Origin of the sequence: Exiguobacterium abrahamii, assembly GCF_015645365.1 — a bacterium.
GTDB classification, from domain to species: Bacteria; Bacillota; Bacilli; order Exiguobacteriales; family Exiguobacteriaceae; genus Exiguobacterium_A; species Exiguobacterium_A abrahamii.
The window spans coordinates 30439-48200 of record NZ_JADOYC010000003.1 but is presented as its reverse complement, the minus strand read 5'-3'; the positions used below and the strand labels follow the sequence as shown (position 1 = coordinate 48200).

Sequence of the window (17762 nt, the reverse complement as noted above, 5' to 3'; positions counted from 1 at the left end):
AGATGGTAGAACAAATCGTCGTCGTCGGATCCGGCGTCATGGGACGTGGCATTGCGTACGTTGCCGCACACCGCGGATTTCAGGTGACACTCGTTGATATTAAAGAAGAATATGTCGAAAGTGCCTATCGAGAACTCGAACGCATCGCAGAGAAAGGCATCACGCGAGGGAAGATGTCCGCGAATGAGGTCGAGGGACTGTTCGATCGGCTGCGTCTGTCGACCGACCTAGCTGAGGCGGCACAACAAGCGGATCTCGTCATTGAAGCAGTACCGGAACAACTTAGCATCAAACAGCAAGTCTTTGAAACGCTAGAAGCGAATGCACGTCCGGACTGTTATTTCGCGACGAACACGTCGACGATGAGTCCAACGGAAATTGCGTCCTTTACGAACCGAGCGGACCGGGTCATGGCGATGCATTTCTTCAATCCGGTCCATCTGATGCCACTGATCGAGCTCGTTCGTGGTCTTGAGACATCGGATGAGACGGTCGCAGCTCTTGAACAGGTAGCGCGTCAGATGCAGAAGGAAACGGTCGTCATCCGTGAGTTTCCTGGGTTCGTAACTTCACGGATCAGTGCGCTCGTCGGAAACGAAGCGTTCTACATGTTACAAGAAGGACTCGGGACACCAGAAGAGATCGATAAAGCGATCAAACTCGGCTTAAACTACCCGATGGGACCATTCGAACTCGGGGACTTGGTCGGACTTGATACCCGGCTCCACAACTTAAAGTATCTGCATGAGAAGCTCGGCGAAAAATACCGTCCGGCACCACTGCTCGAACAGTATGTCAAAGCGGGTCGACTCGGTCGTAAAACCGGTCGTGGTGTCTATGATTATACGAATCGCGAGGTGACATCATGAAACGGGTCGCCATCATCGATGCCGTTCGGACACCGATCGGTCGCTATAACGGCGCCTTGCGTCAGGTTCGTCCAGATGACTTAGGAGCACGCGTCATCGAAGCGTTGCTTGAGCGTAATCCACAAGTCGATCCGAAGACGATCGAGGAAGTCATTTTTGGCAATGCGAATCAGGCGGGAGAAGACAATCGCAACGTCGCCCGGATGTCGGGACTACTAGCTGGTCTACCGGTCGAAGTCGCCGGTACGACGATCAATCGCTTATGTGGATCAGGACTCGACGCCGTCATCGCGGCAGCGCGTGGGATTGCCTTAGGTGAAGGTGATATCTATATCGCTGGTGGAACGGAAAGCATGACGCGTGCACCGTTCGTTCTCGCGAAGCCGGATCAAGCCAACCCACGTGGCAACCAGACGATGTACGATACGACGATTGGTTGGCGCTTCGTCAATGATCGTTTAGCAGATCAATACGGAACGGATTCGATGCCGGAAACAGCCGAGAACGTCGCCCGTCAGTACGGGATTTCGCGCGAAGCACAGGACGACTTTGCGTTCGAAAGCCAACAACGCGCAAAACGAGCGATCGAGGCAGAGCACTTCACGGACGAACTGGTTGCGGTCACACAAACGGACCGGAAGGGTAACGTCAGCGTCTTCGACCGCGATGAACATCCTCGTCCTGAGACGACACGTGAGAAACTGGCGACACTTCGTCCGTTATTCCCAAATGGTACCGTGACGGCGGGGAATGCTTCAGGTGTCAACGACGGTGCGTCGGCGTTGTTATTGATGAGTGAAGAAAAAGCAAACGAACTCGGTTTGACGCCGCTCGGGTATTACCGGGCGAGTGCGACGGCAGGGGTCGAACCTGCCATCATGGGGATCGGACCGATCGACGCGACGAAAAAAGTCCTCCGACGGGCAGGGTTGACGGTCGAACAGCTCGATCAAATCGAGTTGAACGAAGCGTTTGCGGCTCAAAGTCTTGCCTGTATCGAAGCACTTGGTTTACCAAACGAAAAAGTCAACGTCAACGGCGGTGCGATCGCCTTCGGTCATCCACTCGGTGCGAGTGGGGCGCGGATTTTGACGACATTATTGCATGAGATGCGCCGGACGAATCGGACGTATGGTCTCGCGACGATGTGTGTCGGAGTCGGACAGGGTATCGCACTTGTCGTCGATCGGGAGGGACTCGTATGATTCACTTAGAACGAGAAGGCTATATCGCAATCGTCCGGATTGATCGTCCAGAACGTTTGAACTGTCTCGATTATCCGACGCTTGTCGCTTTGCAAGAACAGGTCGATGCGTTATCAGTCGACTCGGAAGCGCGGGTGGTCCTGTTTACGGGAACGGGAAAAGCATTTAGTGCCGGTGCTGATTTAAAAGAACGCGTGCATTTAAACGAAGAAGAAGTCCGGCGTAATGTCCTTGCGATCCGGAATGTCTTCACGTCGATCGCGCAATTGCCACAACCAACAATCGCAGCCGTCAACGGTCACGCCTTAGGTGGTGGGTTCGAGTGGATTCTTGCTTGTGATTTCCGCTTTCTCGTCGAAGATGCGCTCGTCGGCTTGACGGAGACCAGCTTCGGGATCATTCCGGGAGCTGGTGGAACACAGCGCTTGCCGCGACTGATTGGGGAGACACGGGCGAAGGAATTGATCTTCACGGCGAAAAAAATCGATGCGATGACAGCAGAACGGTACGGACTCGCGACAGCCGTCGTTGCCCGGGAAGCGTTGATGACGACGTGTCTTGAGTTTGCTAATCAGATGTTACAGAACGGACCAATCGCCTTGCGCCAAGCGAAGCGAGCGATTGATCAAGGGCGGGATGTCTCACTCGAAGAAGGACTACAGATCGAAACAGAAGCCTATGAAGTCGTCATTCCGACGGCCGATCGTCAGGAAGCGCTACAAGCCTTCGCTGAAAAACGACCACCACGCTTTGAAGGAAGATGAGGATGGTCGACGTTTGAAATAACCCGTATACTAACGATACACACTATGAACGACTGAAGAGAGAGTGAATACCATGAGTGCGAACACCCAATCGATGATCTTTACGATTTACGGCGATTATATCCGCCATTACGGCAATCAAATCTGGGTCGGGAGTTTAATTCGACTCGTCAAAGAGTTCGGACATAACGAACAGGCCGTTCGGGTTGCTGTCTCCCGAATGGTTAAACAAGGCTGGCTCGTCTCCGAGAAACAAGGAAATAAAAGCTTCTATTCATTAACACCACGTGGGGTGGAACGGATGGAGGAGGCCGCACGCCGGATCTACAGATCAACACCGCACGACTGGGACGGGAAATGGCGGACGCTGATGTACACGATTCCGGAGGATAAACGCCAGATTCGTGACGAGCTCCGTAAAGAACTGACGTGGAGTGGGTTTGGCAACTTATCGAACGGGGTTTGGATTTCACCGAACCCGCTTGAAAAAGAGGCGGAACGATTGATCGCGTCGTATGAGATCGAAGAGTATGTCGATTTCTTCGTCGGTGAATACCATGGTCCGAAGCAGGATCAATCCCTTGTCGAGCGTGCGTTTCCGCTGGAGGAATTGCAGGAGCGTTACGAGACGTTCATCACGGATTACAGCCGGCAATACATCGTCCATCAGAGTCAGCTCCAACTCGGAGAAATGACGGATGAACAGTGTTTCGTCGAACGGACGATGCTCGTACATGAATACCGGAAGTTTCTGTTCACGGATCCCGGGTTACCACAAGAATTGTTACCGGATGCGTGGAGCGGACATCATGCGGCGCTCTTGTTCGAACAATATTACCGATTGCTTGCACAACCAGCGAGTCGGTTCTTCGAATCGATCTTTGAAGAGACGCACGATGTGTCGCAACGCAGTGCCTCGTACGACGCGGCGGAACATCCGCTGTTTGCGGAACGGTGAGCATTTATTCGAATGAAAAGAGCGGGACGGATCAGTTGATCCGCCCCGCATTCGTGTCATTCAGATCTATTCTGTTCAGCAGATTCTGCGAGAATGTTTCGGAAGGCATATCCTTTATCGACATAAGAATCAATCGACTCCTGAATCATCGCAAGATCCGCTTCTGTTAGTTCACGCACGACTTTACCGGGTGAGCCGATGATCAGCGAACGGGGTGGGAAAACTTTTCCCGATGGAATTAGCGTATTCGCCCCGATGATGCATTCTTCACCAATCTCTGCGTGATCAAGAACGGTCGCACCCATTCCGACAATCGAACGACGTCCGATTTTGCAACCGTGTAAAATTGCGTTATGTCCGACCGTTACTTCATCTTCAATGACGACGGGTGCCCCTTCATACAGATGAATCGTCGCGTTGTCTTGGATACTGCATCGTTTCCCAATCGTAATCGGTCCTTCGTCACCGCGTAAGACAGCGTTGAACCAGACGGTAGACTCGGAACCGATCGTGACGTCTCCGATCAGATAAGCGCCAGGAGCGATGAATACATCGGAGGCGACGTTCGGATGAATCGATTGATACGGAATCTTCATAACAGAATGACCTCGTTTCTATAATAAGATGAACTACTATTCATTCCATGTCAGTATAGCATGTGAGTGAAGTCGAGAACGGAGGAAAGACATGTTTCCGATTTGTGAGCTCTTTAAAATTCGATATCCTTTGATCCAAGGAGGAATGGGTAACATTAGTCATGCGGCGCTGACGGCAGCGGTTTCGAATGCCGGAGGACTCGGTACGCTCGGGTGCGGGACATTGTCGGTCGATGAAGTGGCGTCCCGGATCCACGAGACACGAATGCTGACGGATCAACCATTTGCTTTGAACATCGCGATTCGGGTGTCTCCTTATACGGAAGCACTGATTGATCTCGCGATTGCAGAAAAGATTCCGGTCGTCTCCTTATCGGCAGGAAATCCAGCACCGTACATAGAGCGACTTCAAGCTGCCGGTATCAAAACAATCGCGGTTGTCGCTTCAGTCAAACAGGCGTTAAAGGCAGAACAGGCAGGGGCAGATGTACTCGTAGCGGAGGGAGTTGAAGCGGCAGGCATCAATTCACCGCTTGAGTTGACGACGCTGACCTTGATTCCGCAACTCGTTGATCGGGTCAACATTCCAGTCCTTGCAGCAGGTGGGATTGGTGACGGTCGTGGACTGGCAGCTGTTTTGTTGCTTGGTGCGGCTGGTGCCCAGCTCGGAACACGGTTGATCGCGACGAAAGAGGCGAAGGTTCATTCGGCATACAAGGCGCACTTAATGAATGCGACCGATACCGATACACGCATCATCGGACGTTCCGTCGGATTCGTCCGACGTGTCCTTGATGGTCCTTACGTCGAACGACTCACAGCAGAGACACCTGCTGCTTTTCTCGATCAGACGAATGAGTCGTATCATATTACGGGCGCTCTTGAGGGCGATGAGGAGAAAGGGTATGTCAACGCTGGACTGGTTGCGGGATTGATTCATGATGTGCCGACTGTTGCGGAGTTGTTTACGCGCATGATGGCGGAAGCAGAGGAACAGCTGAAACAAACGACGACTCGTTTTACGACATGAGCATACAGGGATGGACCCGCGATTCCACTTGTGGACAGCGGGTTTTTTCATGTTTTTTTGAAAATGGGACATTTGTCCTTTTCAAGTAGGGCACGAGTAAGGTCTACTCTAGTGTAGAGATTAAAGGAGGAGATGACGTGCAAGGAGTCGTGTTTGCTTTGATGAGCGGTCTGTTCATCGCCCTGCAAGGCATATTCAATGCGCGCCTTGCGACAGGCGTCGGACCGTGGTTGTCCGTATTGATCGTCCACTTTGTGGGTTTGATGGGTTGTTTAGTCATTTACAGTTTCGTACGAGACCGAAAAATCGGTGGCTTCCGTCAGTTACCGTGGATTTATGCGAGCGGCGGTTTGATTGGCGTGCTAGTCGTCGTAACGGAACTGACAGCAATCCAAAAACTCGGGATGACATGGGCGATGTGTTTATTACTCGTCGCACAGATTTTATGTGCGTTTGTGATTGATTTAAAGGGATGGTTCGGTGTCTTAAAAAAACAAGGAAATCGTGGTCAGTGGGTTGGTGTGGGTCTCATGCTTGCAGGAGTTGCGATTTTCTCACTTGCCTAAAGGGGGGGAATGAACATGGAAACCGTCATTCAACAGTATGGACTGGATACGATTTTGACGGAAGAGACGCGCGCTTGGTTGCGTCAAGAAACCTTCCAAAAAGGGGAACTCCTCTGTACGACAGGGGCAGCGATCGACCGGATGTACTTCATCGTTGCAGGCAAGGTCAAGATATCTGCTGCCTCGTCAGAAGGGAAACAACGGATTCTGCGATTCAAGACACCACTGACAGTGATCGGTGACGCTGAGTTCATCAACGAACGGGAAGTGCTGAATACAGTCGAAGCAGTGACCGATGTCGAGGTGTTGAGCGTACCATATGCGGTTTTACGCGAGCATAATACAACGAACGTCTTTCTGCAATTCTTATTACGCACGATCACAGCGAAGTGGTATGCCGACTCGAAATCAGCGTCGCACCATGTGTTGTATACCGTCGAAGAGCGATTTGCAGGATATTTGTTGTCGATCGCTTCTGAAGCCAGTGACAGCTTATTTTATCAGGAGATGCGGACGTCGAACCTGCATGACGTTGCTGACTGGCTTGGAACAAGTTATCGCCATCTCAACCGAATCATCACGAAGTTGTGTGAAGAAGAGATTCTCGTTCGACGACGCGGGAAAATCATCATCGTTGATCTGGAGCGGATTCGCGAGAAGGCGAACGGCAACAGCTATGAGTAAGGAGGAACGAACATGGTAATAGGCATCGTGTGTGCTGTATTGGCAGGGATGTTGATCAGTTTACAGACGGTATTGAATGCTCGGATGAGTGACGCGTTCGGTGCTTGGGCGACAACGACGCTGGTCTTCTTCGTCGGCTTCATCGGAGCAAGTGTCACGTATGTTCTGTTTCGTGGTGGAACAATCGGGCAGATCCAAAACGTATCGCCACTCTATTGGTTTGGTGGACTTGTCGGTGTCGGCGTCGTTTTTTGTGTCATGCGTGGGATTCAGTTGCTTGGTCCGTCCGTCGCCATCTCTGTCGTTCTGATTTCGCAGTTAAGCTTTGCTCTTGCTGTTGATACGTTCGGCTGGTTCGGTTTACCACAAATTGATTTATCGTTCGGTCAGCTCGTCGGTCTCGCCGTCATGGTATGTGGGATCTTCGTTTTGAAGCGGTATCAAGTCGTCGCGCCGGAAGAGAAAGCGAAGGATATGCCGAAGCAAGTCTCTTAAAAAATCTGATACTCGTTCGATCGACTGACGAACGTTTCTATCATCCTCGCTTTCCGCAGGCGGGAGGTAAGCCGCGTCATCCCGCATTCCATGCGATTTGCCGGGTCTTACCTGACCCTGACGAAAGCGCGACTCGCGCTTTCTTTCCCTGCAGGAGTCGAGGATGAACACTCACGTTCTAGATTGACTAAATAAAACATGCGCGTTTCCCGCTAATTCGATCGGGAGATTCGCATGTTTTTATGTGTTGTGACTTGATCTCAATCGAATAGATGAACCATTCGTCTTCCGAAGTAAAGCGAGAGAACAATAATGAGAAGACCGCAGTACAACATAATTGTCGTGATCGAAACGTGAAACGACAGTAGAAACGAGAGGAGCGCGTAAGATAGTGGAATGAGACCGTTTGACGCGGCATTGACGACACTCATGACACGTCCCATCGTCTGTTCCGCACACTGAGACTGGATGAACGTAATGAAGCGAATATTGATGATCGAAGAAAGGACACCAAGTGATGACAGGATGATCAGGTACAACGAAATCTGTTGGACTTGACTAAGCAGAAAGAGAAGCAGACCTAAGGCGCCAATTAATCGGACCGATGAGGTAAGCCCATTTGCTTTCGTCTGTGTAAAACCACTCCAGAGCGCCCCTCCGAGCATTCCCATTTGATAAGCCCCTTGCATATAACTTAAATCCATCGCATCTCCTTGAAGCACATCATGAACGAGTAAGGGGATTCCGAGTAAGAGTGGTCCAAAGAAAAAGAAATTGACACAGATGACAAGAAAAAGTGTCTGCTTGAGTTGCTGAAAGTGAAAGACGTAATGCAACCCTTCTTTTAGTTCAAAGAGAGCTGAATGCTGACGTGCTCGCTTGACCTTAGATTCACGAATACCATACGTGAAGAGAAGCGTCAGACAGAGTGTTCCGAAAATCACGAGAAAGACGTACGAGTAAGAGGAATGGCTGAGGATGACTCCACCAAGAATCGGACCTGAAAAGAGAACGATTTGATTAGATGTCTGAATCAATGAATTGGCTTTAGTGAGCTGTTCTTTCGAAACGAGTGTAGGCAGTAAGGAAGCATTCGCTGGCGAAAAGAATGCTTCCACACTACCGAATAAAAAGGCAAATCCTAAAATCGTCAGCAATGTAAGCTGATCGGCATGAAGTAACACGAGGAGGCAAATTATAAAACTGATCCGTAGACCGCTTGAGATACGCATGATCGTCGAACGTTTATAGCGATCGGATAAGACGCCACCGAACAACATGAGAAAAATACGGGGTAACAAGGTGGTCATGAGGACGAATCCGAGATATGACGCCTGGTTTAGCGTATGGATGACATACCATTGTTCAACAAACAGATAGGTTGATAGGGAGAGGGCGGAGCACATACCGGACCCCCATAAAAATAAAAAAGATCGATTTTTAAACAGTGATTGTTGCGTCTCCATTTCAATAGGTAGCATAAGACACCTCCGATTTAGACCTCGTCGTTCTCAAACAGTGGTTCATCAATTGCAAAGGCAGTTGTCATGATATAGAAGTGTTTTTTATCTTTTGCGTCTCGTGAAGGAGACCGTGTGAACTCGTCCAATAGAGCACGATACTTTGTAGCAAAGCGTTGAAAGTCGGCTTCAGACATCGTCAGTTCCTTTTGAAGTGATAAGCTCATCCAGTCCTCGACGTTCGAAGATGAAGGAGAAAAAGTAGCTGTCGGAGCCGTAAGAACGCGTGTCTTTGCCCGGTCCAATACTTCGAGATACGACTGCCGGGTCGCCTCTTTCGTCTCGACGAAGTTCAGTAGATGATCGGCAGGAATGTATCCTCGAGCAATCGCTTGATAGTATTTCAATAGATTGCCGCCCTGTTCTTCCGTCCGGACGAGACGAATCAAGTCATGCTTTTCAAGTTCTCGTACGTGATAGAGGATCTTCGCGCGGGATAACGTCAGTACGTGGGCTAACTGATGTACCGTATGTGGTTTTTCTACGAGAAGCATGAGGATTTTTGTTCGTAACGGATCACTGATCACTTTTAATTGTTCATAGCTCTCTAATATGTGAATCGCTTTTTGTTCCATGCAATCATCTCCTTTTTAACCGGTTAATTTTTATTAACCGTAAAATAAATGACTCCATTTGTAAACGGTTACAAATTTATGTAAGGGTATTAGTAAAGAAGACACCGTTTGTTTACATGCAAAAAAACTGACTCCCGTAACATCTCGATCATCCTCCACTTTCTACTGAAAGTAAGGGAAGGACGAGATGTTTGAAATCAGTCTCAGCTACTGTATGTGGTTCGAGGTGATTAGACCGTCGTCGTATCTTTCCATTCCTGCTCGATGAAAGCATCGCGACCAGAAGCAGCACGATCTTTTTTATAGTGCTCTGGATTTTTCTTATGGAAGTCTTGATGGTACTCTTCCGCCGGATAAAATTCAGAAGCGGCATCGATTCGCGTCACGATCGGTTGTTTGAAACGATTGCTTGCAGCGAGGGCATCACGGGAAGCGATTGCTGCTTCATGCTGTGCATCCGTATGATAGAAAATCGCTGGTGCGTACTGCGTGCCGCGATCTTGGAATTGACCTTCTGCATCTGTTGGATCCGTTTGTGGCCAGTAGAGTTCGAGCAGACGCTCGTACGGGAACAGGCTCGGATCAAACGTGATTTGGACGACTTCGAGATGTCCCGTCGTTCCTGTTTTGACTTGCTCGTACGTTGGGTTATCGACGTGACCGCCCATGTAACCCGATACGATTCCCTCGATTCCTGGTAATTCTTCAAACGGTGTCACCATGCACCAAAAACATCCACCTGCAAATGTTGCTTTTTCCATCCGTCTCTTCCTCTCCGTGGGAAATTCCCATTGTATGTCTGACAGCGAGAAAAACGAAAACGACTCCTTCGCTTGGTTGCAAAAGGAGTCGCCGCTTTTTATCAACCAAAGCTTTCGCTTTGCTGGTCGTAGCACCTTGCTATGCGCAGGTTGCTGGGACGTCATCGATCCAGATCTCTCGGTCCACTCTTGATAAGGGTATATGAAGTTGATGTCATTCGTTATCATTGTTGTGATGATACCATTCACACAGAAATAAAGTCAATCCTTAGGTTTCAAGGCACGTAAAACCGTCGCTCCGAGTGTCTTCGCACCAACCAACAACGCCTGTTCGTTGATTTCGTACTGCGGATGATGCTGTGGATAGTTGACGCGACCGTCCGTATATCCGGAGCCGGTAAAGAAGTAACTTCCTGGCACATGCGTTAGATAATGCGCGAAGTCATCCGCAGCCATCATTGGTGTGAGTGCCCGGACGGATGCTTCCGGTAAGAAAGAAGCGGCTTCCTGAACGAGTTTTGTCTCGTCCGGATGATTCCAGAGCGCCGGGTAACCAGTCGTGAAGTCGATTGAATAGGTGGCACCAATGCCGGCACATGTCGTTTTGGCGACAAGATCGACTTCTTGCCGGAGCTGATGCCGCAATGTCTCATTGAACGTCCGAATTTCGCCGACGATGCGTGCTTCACCCGTGACGATGTTCGGCGCCGTTCCCGCATGGAAGGATCCGATTGCAAGAACTGCCGGCTCGAACGGATCGACCCGTCGACTGACGAGATGCTGTAAGTTACAGACGAGCTGCGCTCCAGCGACGAGCGCATCTTTTGTTTTGTGCGGTGCTTGCGCATGTCCACCTTGACCATGGACGATGATTTCGAATTCGTCGATTGCACATAATGTATGTCCTTCTCGAAAACCGATCGTACCGACCGGTAAATCATTTTCGAGATGTGTCGCAAAAATCGCATCGACGCCTTCGAGGACGCCGGCTTCGATCATTTGGATGGCTCCACCGGGAAAGACCTCTTCTCCATGCTGATGGATGATTCGAATCGTTCCTTGCAATTGATCTCGTAACGGATAGAGTGTAGCAGCAAGGGCCATCACCATCGCCGTATGTCCATCGTGTCCACAGGCATGCATGACACCGGGATGGATCGACCGGAAGGCAAGTGTTGTCTCTTCTTGAAGTGGTAAAGCATCGAAATCTGCACGGACCGCAATCGTCGGACCAGGCTGTTTGCCTTCGATCGTCGCGACGACACCACGACCTCCGACGGCTGTTTGATAAGGGATGCCCTGCTCCGCATAAAAGTTTGCAATCCGTTCTGGTGTACGGACTTCCTGGAAAGAAAGTTCCGGATGTCGATGAAAATCACGCCGTAACGCAATCATCTTTGGTTCGAATTGTTCGAGTGCTTCAAAAAGTTGTGTTTGCATCTTCAAGCTCCTTTGACGTGTGTTTTTTCGTGAAAATGGGTACAGATACAGGTAATCACGAAAGGGGATAATGAAACATGGGAGAAATCGTCGTCAACGCTGTACTTACCATCAAAGCAGGACTCGCGGATCAAGTCTTTCCGATTCTACAAACGGTCTATCATGCCGCGCAAAAAGAGGAAGGATGCTTGCGCTATTCCTTGCATCAATCGATCGAGGATGAGCATCAGTTCATGCTGTATGAAGTGTATCGTGACGAAGAGGCGCTTGAAGCGCATATCGCATCCGACCACTATAAAGCATACCGTGAACAGATCGAGTTATACTTGATGGATCGACAAGTAACGAAATACGTCGAGATGACATTCTGACGTGTTGCGATAAGAAGAGACGAACCCGTCGAATTCGACGGATTCGTCTTTTTTGTCTTACATCGATTTGAAACCGAGGAAATGCTCTTGCCAACGCGGTTCATAAATCGAGTTGATTTGAAGCTGTGAACCGCCCGCATGGATAAAGTGTTCGCTATCGAGCATGATCCCGATATGCGATGGACCATCCGTGTAGGTATTCTGGAAGAAGACGATATCCGAGCGTTTGCCGCTTGAGATACTCGTCCGACGATTCGTAAAGAACGCACCGTACCAGTAGCCACGAACATTCGTCCGACCACCGTATTTTCCAGCCTTGTTCGTCGCGTAATGAATCAAGCCGGAACAGTCAAAACCACCGTTCACGGCATCTTGCGAACCCCATGTGTAAGGTGTGCCGATATGTTGAACGGCTGCTTGGATCAGCTTTTCACCGCGCGTATTATTCTTTTGGACGACTCGTTTATCGGACGTAATCGTCACGGCTGAGACCGGAAGATAAACAGGTGTCCAGCCCGACTGGATGACATAGAAGTTCCCGACCCGGTGACGCGGATAAACGCGTTTGCCTTGTTCAACGAGCCCACTGCCCTTTGGACTCGTCGGACTTGCGAAGAAGGATGTCGTCTGTTTGACCGTATAGATTTTCTTTCGATCGATTGCCTTTTGCGTCAGTTTCATATCGGGTTTGCTCGTGCTGATATAAGGGTTGAGGACGTAACCCGTCTGACCATTTGCCAGGCGAACTTGCCAAAAATCATCATCAATTGATTTTAGACCGATTAATTTCGTCCCTTTCTTCAAATAGGCAGCTGGGCGACTGTAAGCCACGTCGGCAGAGAAGAGGGGCGTCTGCTCCAGATGGACATAAAATGTCGTGCCTTTTTTTGCTTTTGCCGTCGGCTTGTTCAGTCCGATGCGACTCGAATCAACGAAACCAAAGGTGTTTTTATATTTGACGCGTGTATAATAACCGCTTTTTCCGTAGATCGAAATCGAGGCCCCTTTTTTGAATGTGCCGATTTTTTTACCCGATAGTTTTGCCTGCGAACGAATGACGACATCGTCTTCCGTCACGTAGCGTTGACCAGTGACGTCATACAGATCCGGCTTTTTCGTGACGAGATCCGTCGTCTTGACGTAACCGTAGACCGATCCTTTTTTCAAGCGTGTGTAACTGCCGCTTTTTCCGTAAATCGTTAGTTTGTCAGCTCGTTTGACGGAATACATGATTTTGCTCTTCGTCGAAGCAGATGTGTAGACGGACAAGTTGCGTTTCGCGTAACGTGTCCCGGTTGATGCATAGACTTTTCCAGTACCGAGATCAGCTGTCTTGACGTAAGCGTGAACTCCACGGAAGATGATCCGACTATAGGCACCGCTTGTGCCATACACCGTCAGCAGCGTATTCGTTTGATGTTGCTTTAAGACAGGACTGGAAGATTTGGCATCCGAATAGATTGGCGTAGCGCGCTGAACGTAGAGGCGCGCAGTCTTCGGATAGTATTTCAACGTACTGAGATGTGCCGTCAACACATAGGCATACTCGTCGTTTCGTTTAATTCGTGTAAATGAACCCTCGACGCCGTACGTCTGAAGCGAAGTATTCACAGGAAGCGATTGTACGACTTTTCCTTTTGTAGTCGCAGTAGCATAGACTGTCGTCTGCTGTTGGGCGTAACGTAGCCCTGTTTCTGGATGGTTCACGACCGGCGCATCAGCTAAATCAGCCGTCAATACGAAGGCGTAACCCGTCTTAGTCGCAACACGCGTAAAAGTACCGATCGTACCGAACGTTTCGAATGCTTGATTTTGAACGACGGCTGTCTTCATGCTCGTTGTTTTCGGTTCAACGAAAAGAGAAGTCGTTCGTTTGGCATAACGCGTCCCAACCAATTTCGGAAGTTGCTCGAGTTGTGTCGTCGATACGTAGACGTATTGCTCGTTCCATTTCAGACGCGTGAATGTGTCGAAAGTGCCGTATGTATCGATTCGCTGATAGGCGGGAAGTGTCGTCACGACAGTAGAGTCAGAAGGTGAAACAACTAATGAGAGTGCACTTTTCGACATCAGCGTAGCTTGTTTTTGAAAGACAGGTGCTGTTTGCGTTAACGCGTTGGTTGCGACATACGCAGTACCTTCTTGCCAACTGACACGAGTGAAGTCGCCGTCCGTACCGAGCGTCTTCAGTATCGTTCCTGCTGGTAGTTGTTGAATGACCGTTGTGGAATCAGCCGTTTGTAGCAACGCGGCATCCTCTTTCAAATAAGCCGTCCCGGTCGTCTCGGTGACTGTTTGTGTTTCTGCCGTCGGTTGAGCAGGTGGCGATTCAGCGAAAGCGGGTGCGGGTAAAACCGAGCTCAACATTAACGTTGCGGCAAGTCCAGCAACATGAGCAGTCCATTTTTTCATCAAGAGGTTCACTCCAATTCTTAAAATTTGTCATTATGAATAGTGTAGCATGCACTTGTTTAAAAATTGATGAAAATCAAAAAAATAGGAGATTGATCGTTGGTCATAAAAAAACGGTATGCCTCGGCACACCGTTTGAAGTCATATGTTAGTTATCTTCTTCGTGATCCACTTGCCATTCCCAGTCGAGCATGCCGTAAATCAAGGAATCGCGCCAGTGGTCTTCGAGATAGACCGTCTCGCGGAGCTGTCCTTCCTTCGTCATGCCGACCTTTTGCAAGACGCGTTCGGAAGCGACGTTCCGCGGGTCACACGTTGCCGTGATGCGGTGTAGTTCTAGTTTTTCGAAACCGAATTGGAGAAGGAAAGAGGCGATCGACGTCGCGTATCCGTTCCCCCATTCATCAGGCGAGAGGACGTATCCGATTTCGGCGATTTTATTCTCAACGTCTGTGATAACGAGTTCACCGGCACCGATGACGACGTCACTTGGAAACGTCACGGCAAAGACATAACGACGTCTTGGTGTCTCGAGTTCACTTTCAAGCGCATCGTGTAGGAATTGTTTCGTATCCGTTTCGGTATTCGGTCCCCATGACTGGAATTGACTGACGATGGGTTGTGAGGCATAGGCGTGAACCGCTTCTACATCTTCTGGTGTAAAACGACGAATCCGAAGTTGATCATTGATTTTATAACGCATGCAGCATCCTCCTCATTCAGATGAAGTCACTTTGATTCTATTTGACAGATGGGGAACAGATTCCTGTTTGACATGGCAAAAAGGGCGTGCTAGGGTGGTTGTATCGAATGGAATAGGGAGTATCCTCTAGGGTTCCGTACGGCTGGACCGAGGGAGGAACATGGACGTTTGTCCATGCAACGGAGGGATAAAAGCCCGGGAGTAAAGCGAATCGTCTCGCTTGCTCCCGGGCTTTTTCATTTGAATTTACCTATCAGGAGGCAATTATTATGGCAAAGTATTGGATTGGCATCATCGTCGCAGCGTGTTTTGAAGTGGGCTGGGTCATCGGATTAAAACATGCGGCAACACCACTTGAGTGGGCTGCAACGATCGTCTGTATCATCGTTAGCTTTACCGTGCTCATTAAAGCGAGTAACCATTTACCAGTCGGAACGGTCTATGCTGTTTTCGTCGGTCTCGGAACAGCAGGAACGGTCGTGACGGATATCGTCTTGTTCGATCAAACCGCTTCCGTGATGAAATTAGCATTGATTGCTGTCTTACTCGTCGGCGTCATCGGTCTGAAATTAGTCAGTGGAGAGGAGAAATCAGCATGAGTTGGATTTATTTAATCATTGCCGGAATCTTTGAGATGTTTGGTGTCGTCTTGATCAATACGTTCAATCAAAATAAGAATGCGAAGAATCTACTGTTGATGGGAACAGGATTCGGACTCAGTTTTCTATTTTTGACACTTGCGATGAATGGTTTACCGATGGGAACGGCGTACGCGGTATGGACGGGAATCGGAGCAGCGGGTGGTGCGATTCTCAGCATGGTGCTCTATAACGAATCAAAAGACTGGAAGCGACTGGTTTGTATCGGTCTCGTCTTAAGTGCGACGATTGGTCTGAAACTCGTCGGCGAATGATTGTTTACATGTCAAACAGATGACGTTTTAATGGAACGCATGTTTTTTGGCATATTTTAACGCAAAAGAGGAAATACTCCTTATAGAAGTCACGCATGACAAATCGTGTTAATAAGGGGAGAAGATCCATGAAAACGAAACAATATATCGGAACGTTCTATTCAGAGGAAGAATTGATCTCAAAAATGGACGAACTGCACATTCAAGGACACCGGGAGGAAGACTTCTACGTCATCGTCAAGGAGAAGTCGAACATCGAACTCGTCCGTAGCCAGATGGACGCAGAAATCGCGACGACAAAACCGTCTTGGATTGATCGGATTCGTGGAAACAAAGGTCGTGATCAAGAAGTCGATGATCTGTTCGGGTCACTTGATCTATCAGATAATGAAATCGAACAACGCAAAACGGAAGTCGAGGGTGGGGGCTTCGTTCTGTTGCTTGAAGTCCAAGACATCCAGTTCGATCCACATTTAAATACAGACAATACGCATCCTGATGTAAAGGTTCGTTATGGTAGCGGCGAAGAGACGCATACGTCATCAGATGCGAATTCCAATGCACAGCTCGGCTCCGGTAATCCGCTTGATATTGATAAAGATTCGAAGGAAGAGCATGCAGAGATTGATTTGCATCGTGCCGGTACGGATAAGATGCCGCAAGACGAGCAGGCAATCGATCATTCAAAAAAACTCGACGGGAACCGGGAACCGGACATCGCGATGTGTCGGGATGACGATTTCCGCCGGCCGGAAACAGAACGCGAGGAAAAAGAACATGATGCAACGCAAGACGGCGAAGAACATCGTCAATCGAAACATCAATCGGATGACATCGCCAAGCAAGACCATGGAAATAATTTAGACCGCTAAAATAATAGATTAGAATCACGCATCAAGGTCATCATCAAAGAAGGTACCTTCCGGATCAATTCCGAAAGGTACCTTCTTTTTGTATGGAGATTAAACGAGAATCGTCTCGTCTTATTTATGATCCGGATTTGATCCTGTACGCACGTTGGCGTTCAATTGATCGATGGCTTGCATATCAGCGTCTGACAAGCTGAAGTCGAAGACATCAAGATTTTCGCGAATGCGGCTTGGCGTGACAGATTTGGGAATCGCGACGATATCGTGTTGCAAGTGCCAACGGAGGACGACTTGAGCTGGCGTTTTCTGATGACGATCGGCGATATCGACGATGACCGGATGCGTTAACGCGTCGCGTCCTTTCATCAACGGACTCCAAGCTTCAACGACAATACCGTGCTTGCGGCAAAAGTCTCGGATCGCTTCTTGGCTAAGGAACGGATGGAGTTCAATCTGATTGACGGCAGGAACGATTGATCCTTCGGCTAAAATTCGTTCCAAGTGCGGAATATGGAAGTTCGAAACACCGATGGCACGCGTCTTTCCTTCTGCATAGAGATGTTCGAGTGCCCGCCATGTCTCGACATAACGATCCTCTTTTGGCATCGGCCAATGAATCAGGTACAAATCGACGTAATCGACACCAAGCTTTTGCAGACTCGTCTTGAAAGCAGCAAGTGTCTCTTCGTAGCCGTGATCGGAATTCCAGACTTTCGTCGTCAGAAAGATCTCTTCTCGGGGAATGCCCGAATCACGCAGCGCACGACCGACACCTTCTTCATTTTCGTAAATCATCGCTGTATCGATTGAACGATACCCAGCGCGGAGTGCTTCGCTGACCGCTTCATATACTTCTTCTTCCGGTACTTTAAAGACACCATATCCGAGTTGGGGCATACTGATGCCGTTGTTTAACGTGATCTGTTGCATCGATTCATCGACTCCTTTGTAGTGAACTGTTGTCTTTTCTAGTGTACGCTCTCCTTCGATGAAAATCGAATGATTGCCGAAGCGAGTTCTTTTGCGTATAC

General features: G+C 49.1%; 20 protein-coding genes and 1 riboswitch. Of the genes, 12 read left to right on the top strand and 8 right to left on the bottom strand.

Annotated elements, in window-relative coordinates:
- Positions 1 to 2 precede the first annotated feature (2 nt).
- From ITJ88_RS11495 to paaX, 4 genes are all read left to right on the top strand, one after another.
- The gene (locus tag ITJ88_RS11495; protein WP_195865741.1) at positions 3 to 869 is read left to right on the top strand and encodes a 3-hydroxyacyl-CoA dehydrogenase; all 867 of its coding nucleotides are present in this window, start codon (positions 3 to 5) and stop codon (positions 867 to 869) included.
- Positions 866 to 2074: an acetyl-CoA C-acyltransferase gene (locus ITJ88_RS11490; protein ID WP_195865740.1), complete on the top strand. Its 1209-nt coding sequence runs from the start codon at positions 866 to 868 to the stop codon at positions 2072 to 2074. Before ITJ88_RS11495 ends, ITJ88_RS11490 begins: the two co-directional genes overlap by 4 nt.
- A complete protein-coding gene (locus tag ITJ88_RS11485; protein ID WP_195865739.1) occupies positions 2071 to 2838 on the top strand; it encodes an enoyl-CoA hydratase-related protein in 768 nt (255 codons plus the stop codon). Before ITJ88_RS11490 ends, ITJ88_RS11485 begins: the two co-directional genes overlap by 4 nt.
- A 73-nt stretch (positions 2839 to 2911) precedes the next feature.
- Positions 2912 to 3796 carry a phenylacetic acid degradation operon negative regulatory protein PaaX gene (gene paaX / locus ITJ88_RS11480; protein ID WP_023467002.1) on the top strand — a complete coding sequence of 295 codons (885 nt, stop codon included), beginning with the start codon at positions 2912 to 2914 and terminating at the stop codon, positions 3794 to 3796.
- Positions 3797 to 3852: 56 nt separating this feature from the next.
- On the opposite strand, the gene ITJ88_RS11475 is transcribed toward paaX, so the two are convergent.
- Positions 3853 to 4392, bottom strand: a complete 540-nt coding sequence (locus ITJ88_RS11475) for a gamma carbonic anhydrase family protein (RefSeq protein WP_064300609.1) — start codon at positions 4390 to 4392, stop codon at positions 3853 to 3855.
- Between the two features lie 91 nt (positions 4393 to 4483).
- Here ITJ88_RS11475 and ITJ88_RS11470 point away from each other — a divergent pair, with 91 nt between their 5' ends.
- From ITJ88_RS11470 to ITJ88_RS11455, 4 genes are all read left to right on the top strand, one after another.
- Positions 4484 to 5422 (top strand): NAD(P)H-dependent flavin oxidoreductase, encoded by a 939-nt coding sequence (locus ITJ88_RS11470; protein WP_195865738.1) that lies wholly within the window; start codon positions 4484 to 4486, stop codon positions 5420 to 5422.
- A gap of 137 nt (positions 5423 to 5559) precedes the next feature.
- The gene (locus tag ITJ88_RS11465) at positions 5560 to 5988 is read left to right on the top strand and encodes a DMT family transporter (RefSeq protein WP_058265576.1); all 429 of its coding nucleotides are present in this window, start codon (positions 5560 to 5562) and stop codon (positions 5986 to 5988) included.
- Between the two features lie 15 nt (positions 5989 to 6003).
- On the top strand, positions 6004 to 6672 hold the full coding sequence (locus ITJ88_RS11460; protein ID WP_195865737.1) for a Crp/Fnr family transcriptional regulator: 669 nt from the start codon (positions 6004 to 6006) through the stop codon (positions 6670 to 6672).
- Between the two features lie 12 nt (positions 6673 to 6684).
- Positions 6685 to 7167 carry a DMT family transporter gene (locus ITJ88_RS11455; protein WP_195865736.1) on the top strand — a complete coding sequence of 161 codons (483 nt, stop codon included), beginning with the start codon at positions 6685 to 6687 and terminating at the stop codon, positions 7165 to 7167.
- A 260-nt stretch (positions 7168 to 7427) separates the two neighbouring features.
- Here ITJ88_RS11455 and ITJ88_RS11450 read toward each other — a convergent pair whose 3' ends face one another.
- The 4 genes from ITJ88_RS11450 to ITJ88_RS11435 all read right to left on the bottom strand — a co-directional run bounded on the left by ITJ88_RS11450 (position 7428) and on the right by ITJ88_RS11435 (position 11463).
- On the bottom strand, positions 7428 to 8648 hold the full coding sequence (locus tag ITJ88_RS11450; RefSeq protein ID WP_230088834.1) for an MFS transporter: 1221 nt from the start codon (positions 8646 to 8648) through the stop codon (positions 7428 to 7430).
- A 14-nt stretch (positions 8649 to 8662) separates the two neighbouring features.
- On the bottom strand, positions 8663 to 9262 hold the full coding sequence (locus tag ITJ88_RS11445; protein WP_195865735.1) for a winged helix-turn-helix domain-containing protein: 600 nt from the start codon (positions 9260 to 9262) through the stop codon (positions 8663 to 8665).
- A 230-nt stretch (positions 9263 to 9492) separates the two neighbouring features.
- Positions 9493 to 10023: a peptide-methionine (S)-S-oxide reductase MsrA gene (gene msrA / locus ITJ88_RS11440; protein ID WP_023467010.1), complete on the bottom strand. Its 531-nt coding sequence runs from the start codon at positions 10021 to 10023 to the stop codon at positions 9493 to 9495.
- Between the two features lie 95 nt (positions 10024 to 10118).
- Positions 10119 to 10222, bottom strand: a riboswitch (SAM riboswitch).
- Positions 10223 to 10284: 62 nt separating this feature from the next.
- Positions 10285 to 11463: a M20 metallopeptidase family protein gene (locus tag ITJ88_RS11435; protein ID WP_195865734.1), complete on the bottom strand. Its 1179-nt coding sequence runs from the start codon at positions 11461 to 11463 to the stop codon at positions 10285 to 10287.
- A 77-nt stretch (positions 11464 to 11540) separates the two neighbouring features.
- Here ITJ88_RS11435 and ITJ88_RS11430 point away from each other — a divergent pair, with 77 nt between their 5' ends.
- Positions 11541 to 11834: a putative quinol monooxygenase gene (locus tag ITJ88_RS11430; RefSeq protein WP_023467012.1), complete on the top strand. Its 294-nt coding sequence runs from the start codon at positions 11541 to 11543 to the stop codon at positions 11832 to 11834.
- A gap of 57 nt (positions 11835 to 11891) precedes the next feature.
- Here ITJ88_RS11430 and ITJ88_RS11425 read toward each other — a convergent pair whose 3' ends face one another.
- A complete protein-coding gene (locus ITJ88_RS11425) occupies positions 11892 to 14246 on the bottom strand; it encodes a C40 family peptidase (RefSeq protein WP_230088833.1) in 2355 nt (784 codons plus the stop codon).
- A 148-nt stretch (positions 14247 to 14394) separates the two neighbouring features.
- Positions 14395 to 14949 carry a GNAT family N-acetyltransferase gene (locus ITJ88_RS11420; RefSeq protein ID WP_023467014.1) on the bottom strand — a complete coding sequence of 185 codons (555 nt, stop codon included), beginning with the start codon at positions 14947 to 14949 and terminating at the stop codon, positions 14395 to 14397.
- Positions 14950 to 15218: 269 nt separating this feature from the next.
- Here ITJ88_RS11420 and ITJ88_RS11415 point away from each other — a divergent pair, with 269 nt between their 5' ends.
- From ITJ88_RS11415 to ITJ88_RS11405, 3 genes are all read left to right on the top strand, one after another.
- Positions 15219 to 15548: a DMT family transporter gene (locus ITJ88_RS11415; protein ID WP_035399004.1), complete on the top strand. Its 330-nt coding sequence runs from the start codon at positions 15219 to 15221 to the stop codon at positions 15546 to 15548.
- Positions 15545 to 15862 carry a DMT family transporter gene (locus ITJ88_RS11410; RefSeq protein WP_023467016.1) on the top strand — a complete coding sequence of 106 codons (318 nt, stop codon included), beginning with the start codon at positions 15545 to 15547 and terminating at the stop codon, positions 15860 to 15862. Before ITJ88_RS11415 ends, ITJ88_RS11410 begins: the two co-directional genes overlap by 4 nt.
- 128 nt (positions 15863 to 15990) lie before the next feature.
- On the top strand, positions 15991 to 16734 hold the full coding sequence (locus ITJ88_RS11405) for a general stress protein (RefSeq protein WP_195865733.1): 744 nt from the start codon (positions 15991 to 15993) through the stop codon (positions 16732 to 16734).
- Positions 16735 to 16845: 111 nt separating this feature from the next.
- On the opposite strand, the gene ITJ88_RS11400 is transcribed toward ITJ88_RS11405, so the two are convergent.
- Complete coding sequence (locus tag ITJ88_RS11400) at positions 16846 to 17661, bottom strand: aldo/keto reductase (protein ID WP_195865732.1); 816 nt, start codon at positions 17659 to 17661, stop codon at positions 16846 to 16848.
- Positions 17662 to 17762 lie beyond the last annotated feature (101 nt).

Coding starts and splice junctions, on each gene's coding strand:
- ITJ88_RS11400 (WP_195865732.1), bottom strand. CDS start 17,661: ATGCAACAGATCACGTTAAACAACGGCATCAGTATGCCCCAACTCGGA.
- ITJ88_RS11430 (WP_023467012.1), top strand. CDS start 11,541: ATGGGAGAAATCGTCGTCAACGCTGTACTTACCATCAAAGCAGGACTC.
- ITJ88_RS11455 (WP_195865736.1), top strand. CDS start 6,685: ATGGTAATAGGCATCGTGTGTGCTGTATTGGCAGGGATGTTGATCAGT.
- paaX (WP_023467002.1), top strand. CDS start 2,912: ATGAGTGCGAACACCCAATCGATGATCTTTACGATTTACGGCGATTAT.
- ITJ88_RS11425 (WP_230088833.1), bottom strand. CDS start 14,246: ATGAAAAAATGGACTGCTCATGTTGCTGGACTTGCCGCAACGTTAATG.
- ITJ88_RS11415 (WP_035399004.1), top strand. CDS start 15,219: ATGGCAAAGTATTGGATTGGCATCATCGTCGCAGCGTGTTTTGAAGTG.
- ITJ88_RS11435 (WP_195865734.1), bottom strand. CDS start 11,463: ATGCAAACACAACTTTTTGAAGCACTCGAACAATTCGAACCAAAGATG.
- ITJ88_RS11410 (WP_023467016.1), top strand. CDS start 15,545: ATGAGTTGGATTTATTTAATCATTGCCGGAATCTTTGAGATGTTTGGT.
- ITJ88_RS11460 (WP_195865737.1), top strand. CDS start 6,004: ATGGAAACCGTCATTCAACAGTATGGACTGGATACGATTTTGACGGAA.
- ITJ88_RS11450 (WP_230088834.1), bottom strand. CDS start 8,648: ATGCTACCTATTGAAATGGAGACGCAACAATCACTGTTTAAAAATCGA.
- ITJ88_RS11420 (WP_023467014.1), bottom strand. CDS start 14,949: ATGCGTTATAAAATCAATGATCAACTTCGGATTCGTCGTTTTACACCA.
- msrA (WP_023467010.1), bottom strand. CDS start 10,023: ATGGAAAAAGCAACATTTGCAGGTGGATGTTTTTGGTGCATGGTGACA.
- ITJ88_RS11445 (WP_195865735.1), bottom strand. CDS start 9,262: ATGGAACAAAAAGCGATTCACATATTAGAGAGCTATGAACAATTAAAA.
- ITJ88_RS11475 (WP_064300609.1), bottom strand. CDS start 4,392: ATGAAGATTCCGTATCAATCGATTCATCCGAACGTCGCCTCCGATGTA.
- ITJ88_RS11470 (WP_195865738.1), top strand. CDS start 4,484: ATGTTTCCGATTTGTGAGCTCTTTAAAATTCGATATCCTTTGATCCAA.
- ITJ88_RS11495 (WP_195865741.1), top strand. CDS start 3: ATGGTAGAACAAATCGTCGTCGTCGGATCCGGCGTCATGGGACGTGGC.
- ITJ88_RS11405 (WP_195865733.1), top strand. CDS start 15,991: ATGAAAACGAAACAATATATCGGAACGTTCTATTCAGAGGAAGAATTG.
- ITJ88_RS11490 (WP_195865740.1), top strand. CDS start 866: ATGAAACGGGTCGCCATCATCGATGCCGTTCGGACACCGATCGGTCGC.
- ITJ88_RS11485 (WP_195865739.1), top strand. CDS start 2,071: ATGATTCACTTAGAACGAGAAGGCTATATCGCAATCGTCCGGATTGAT.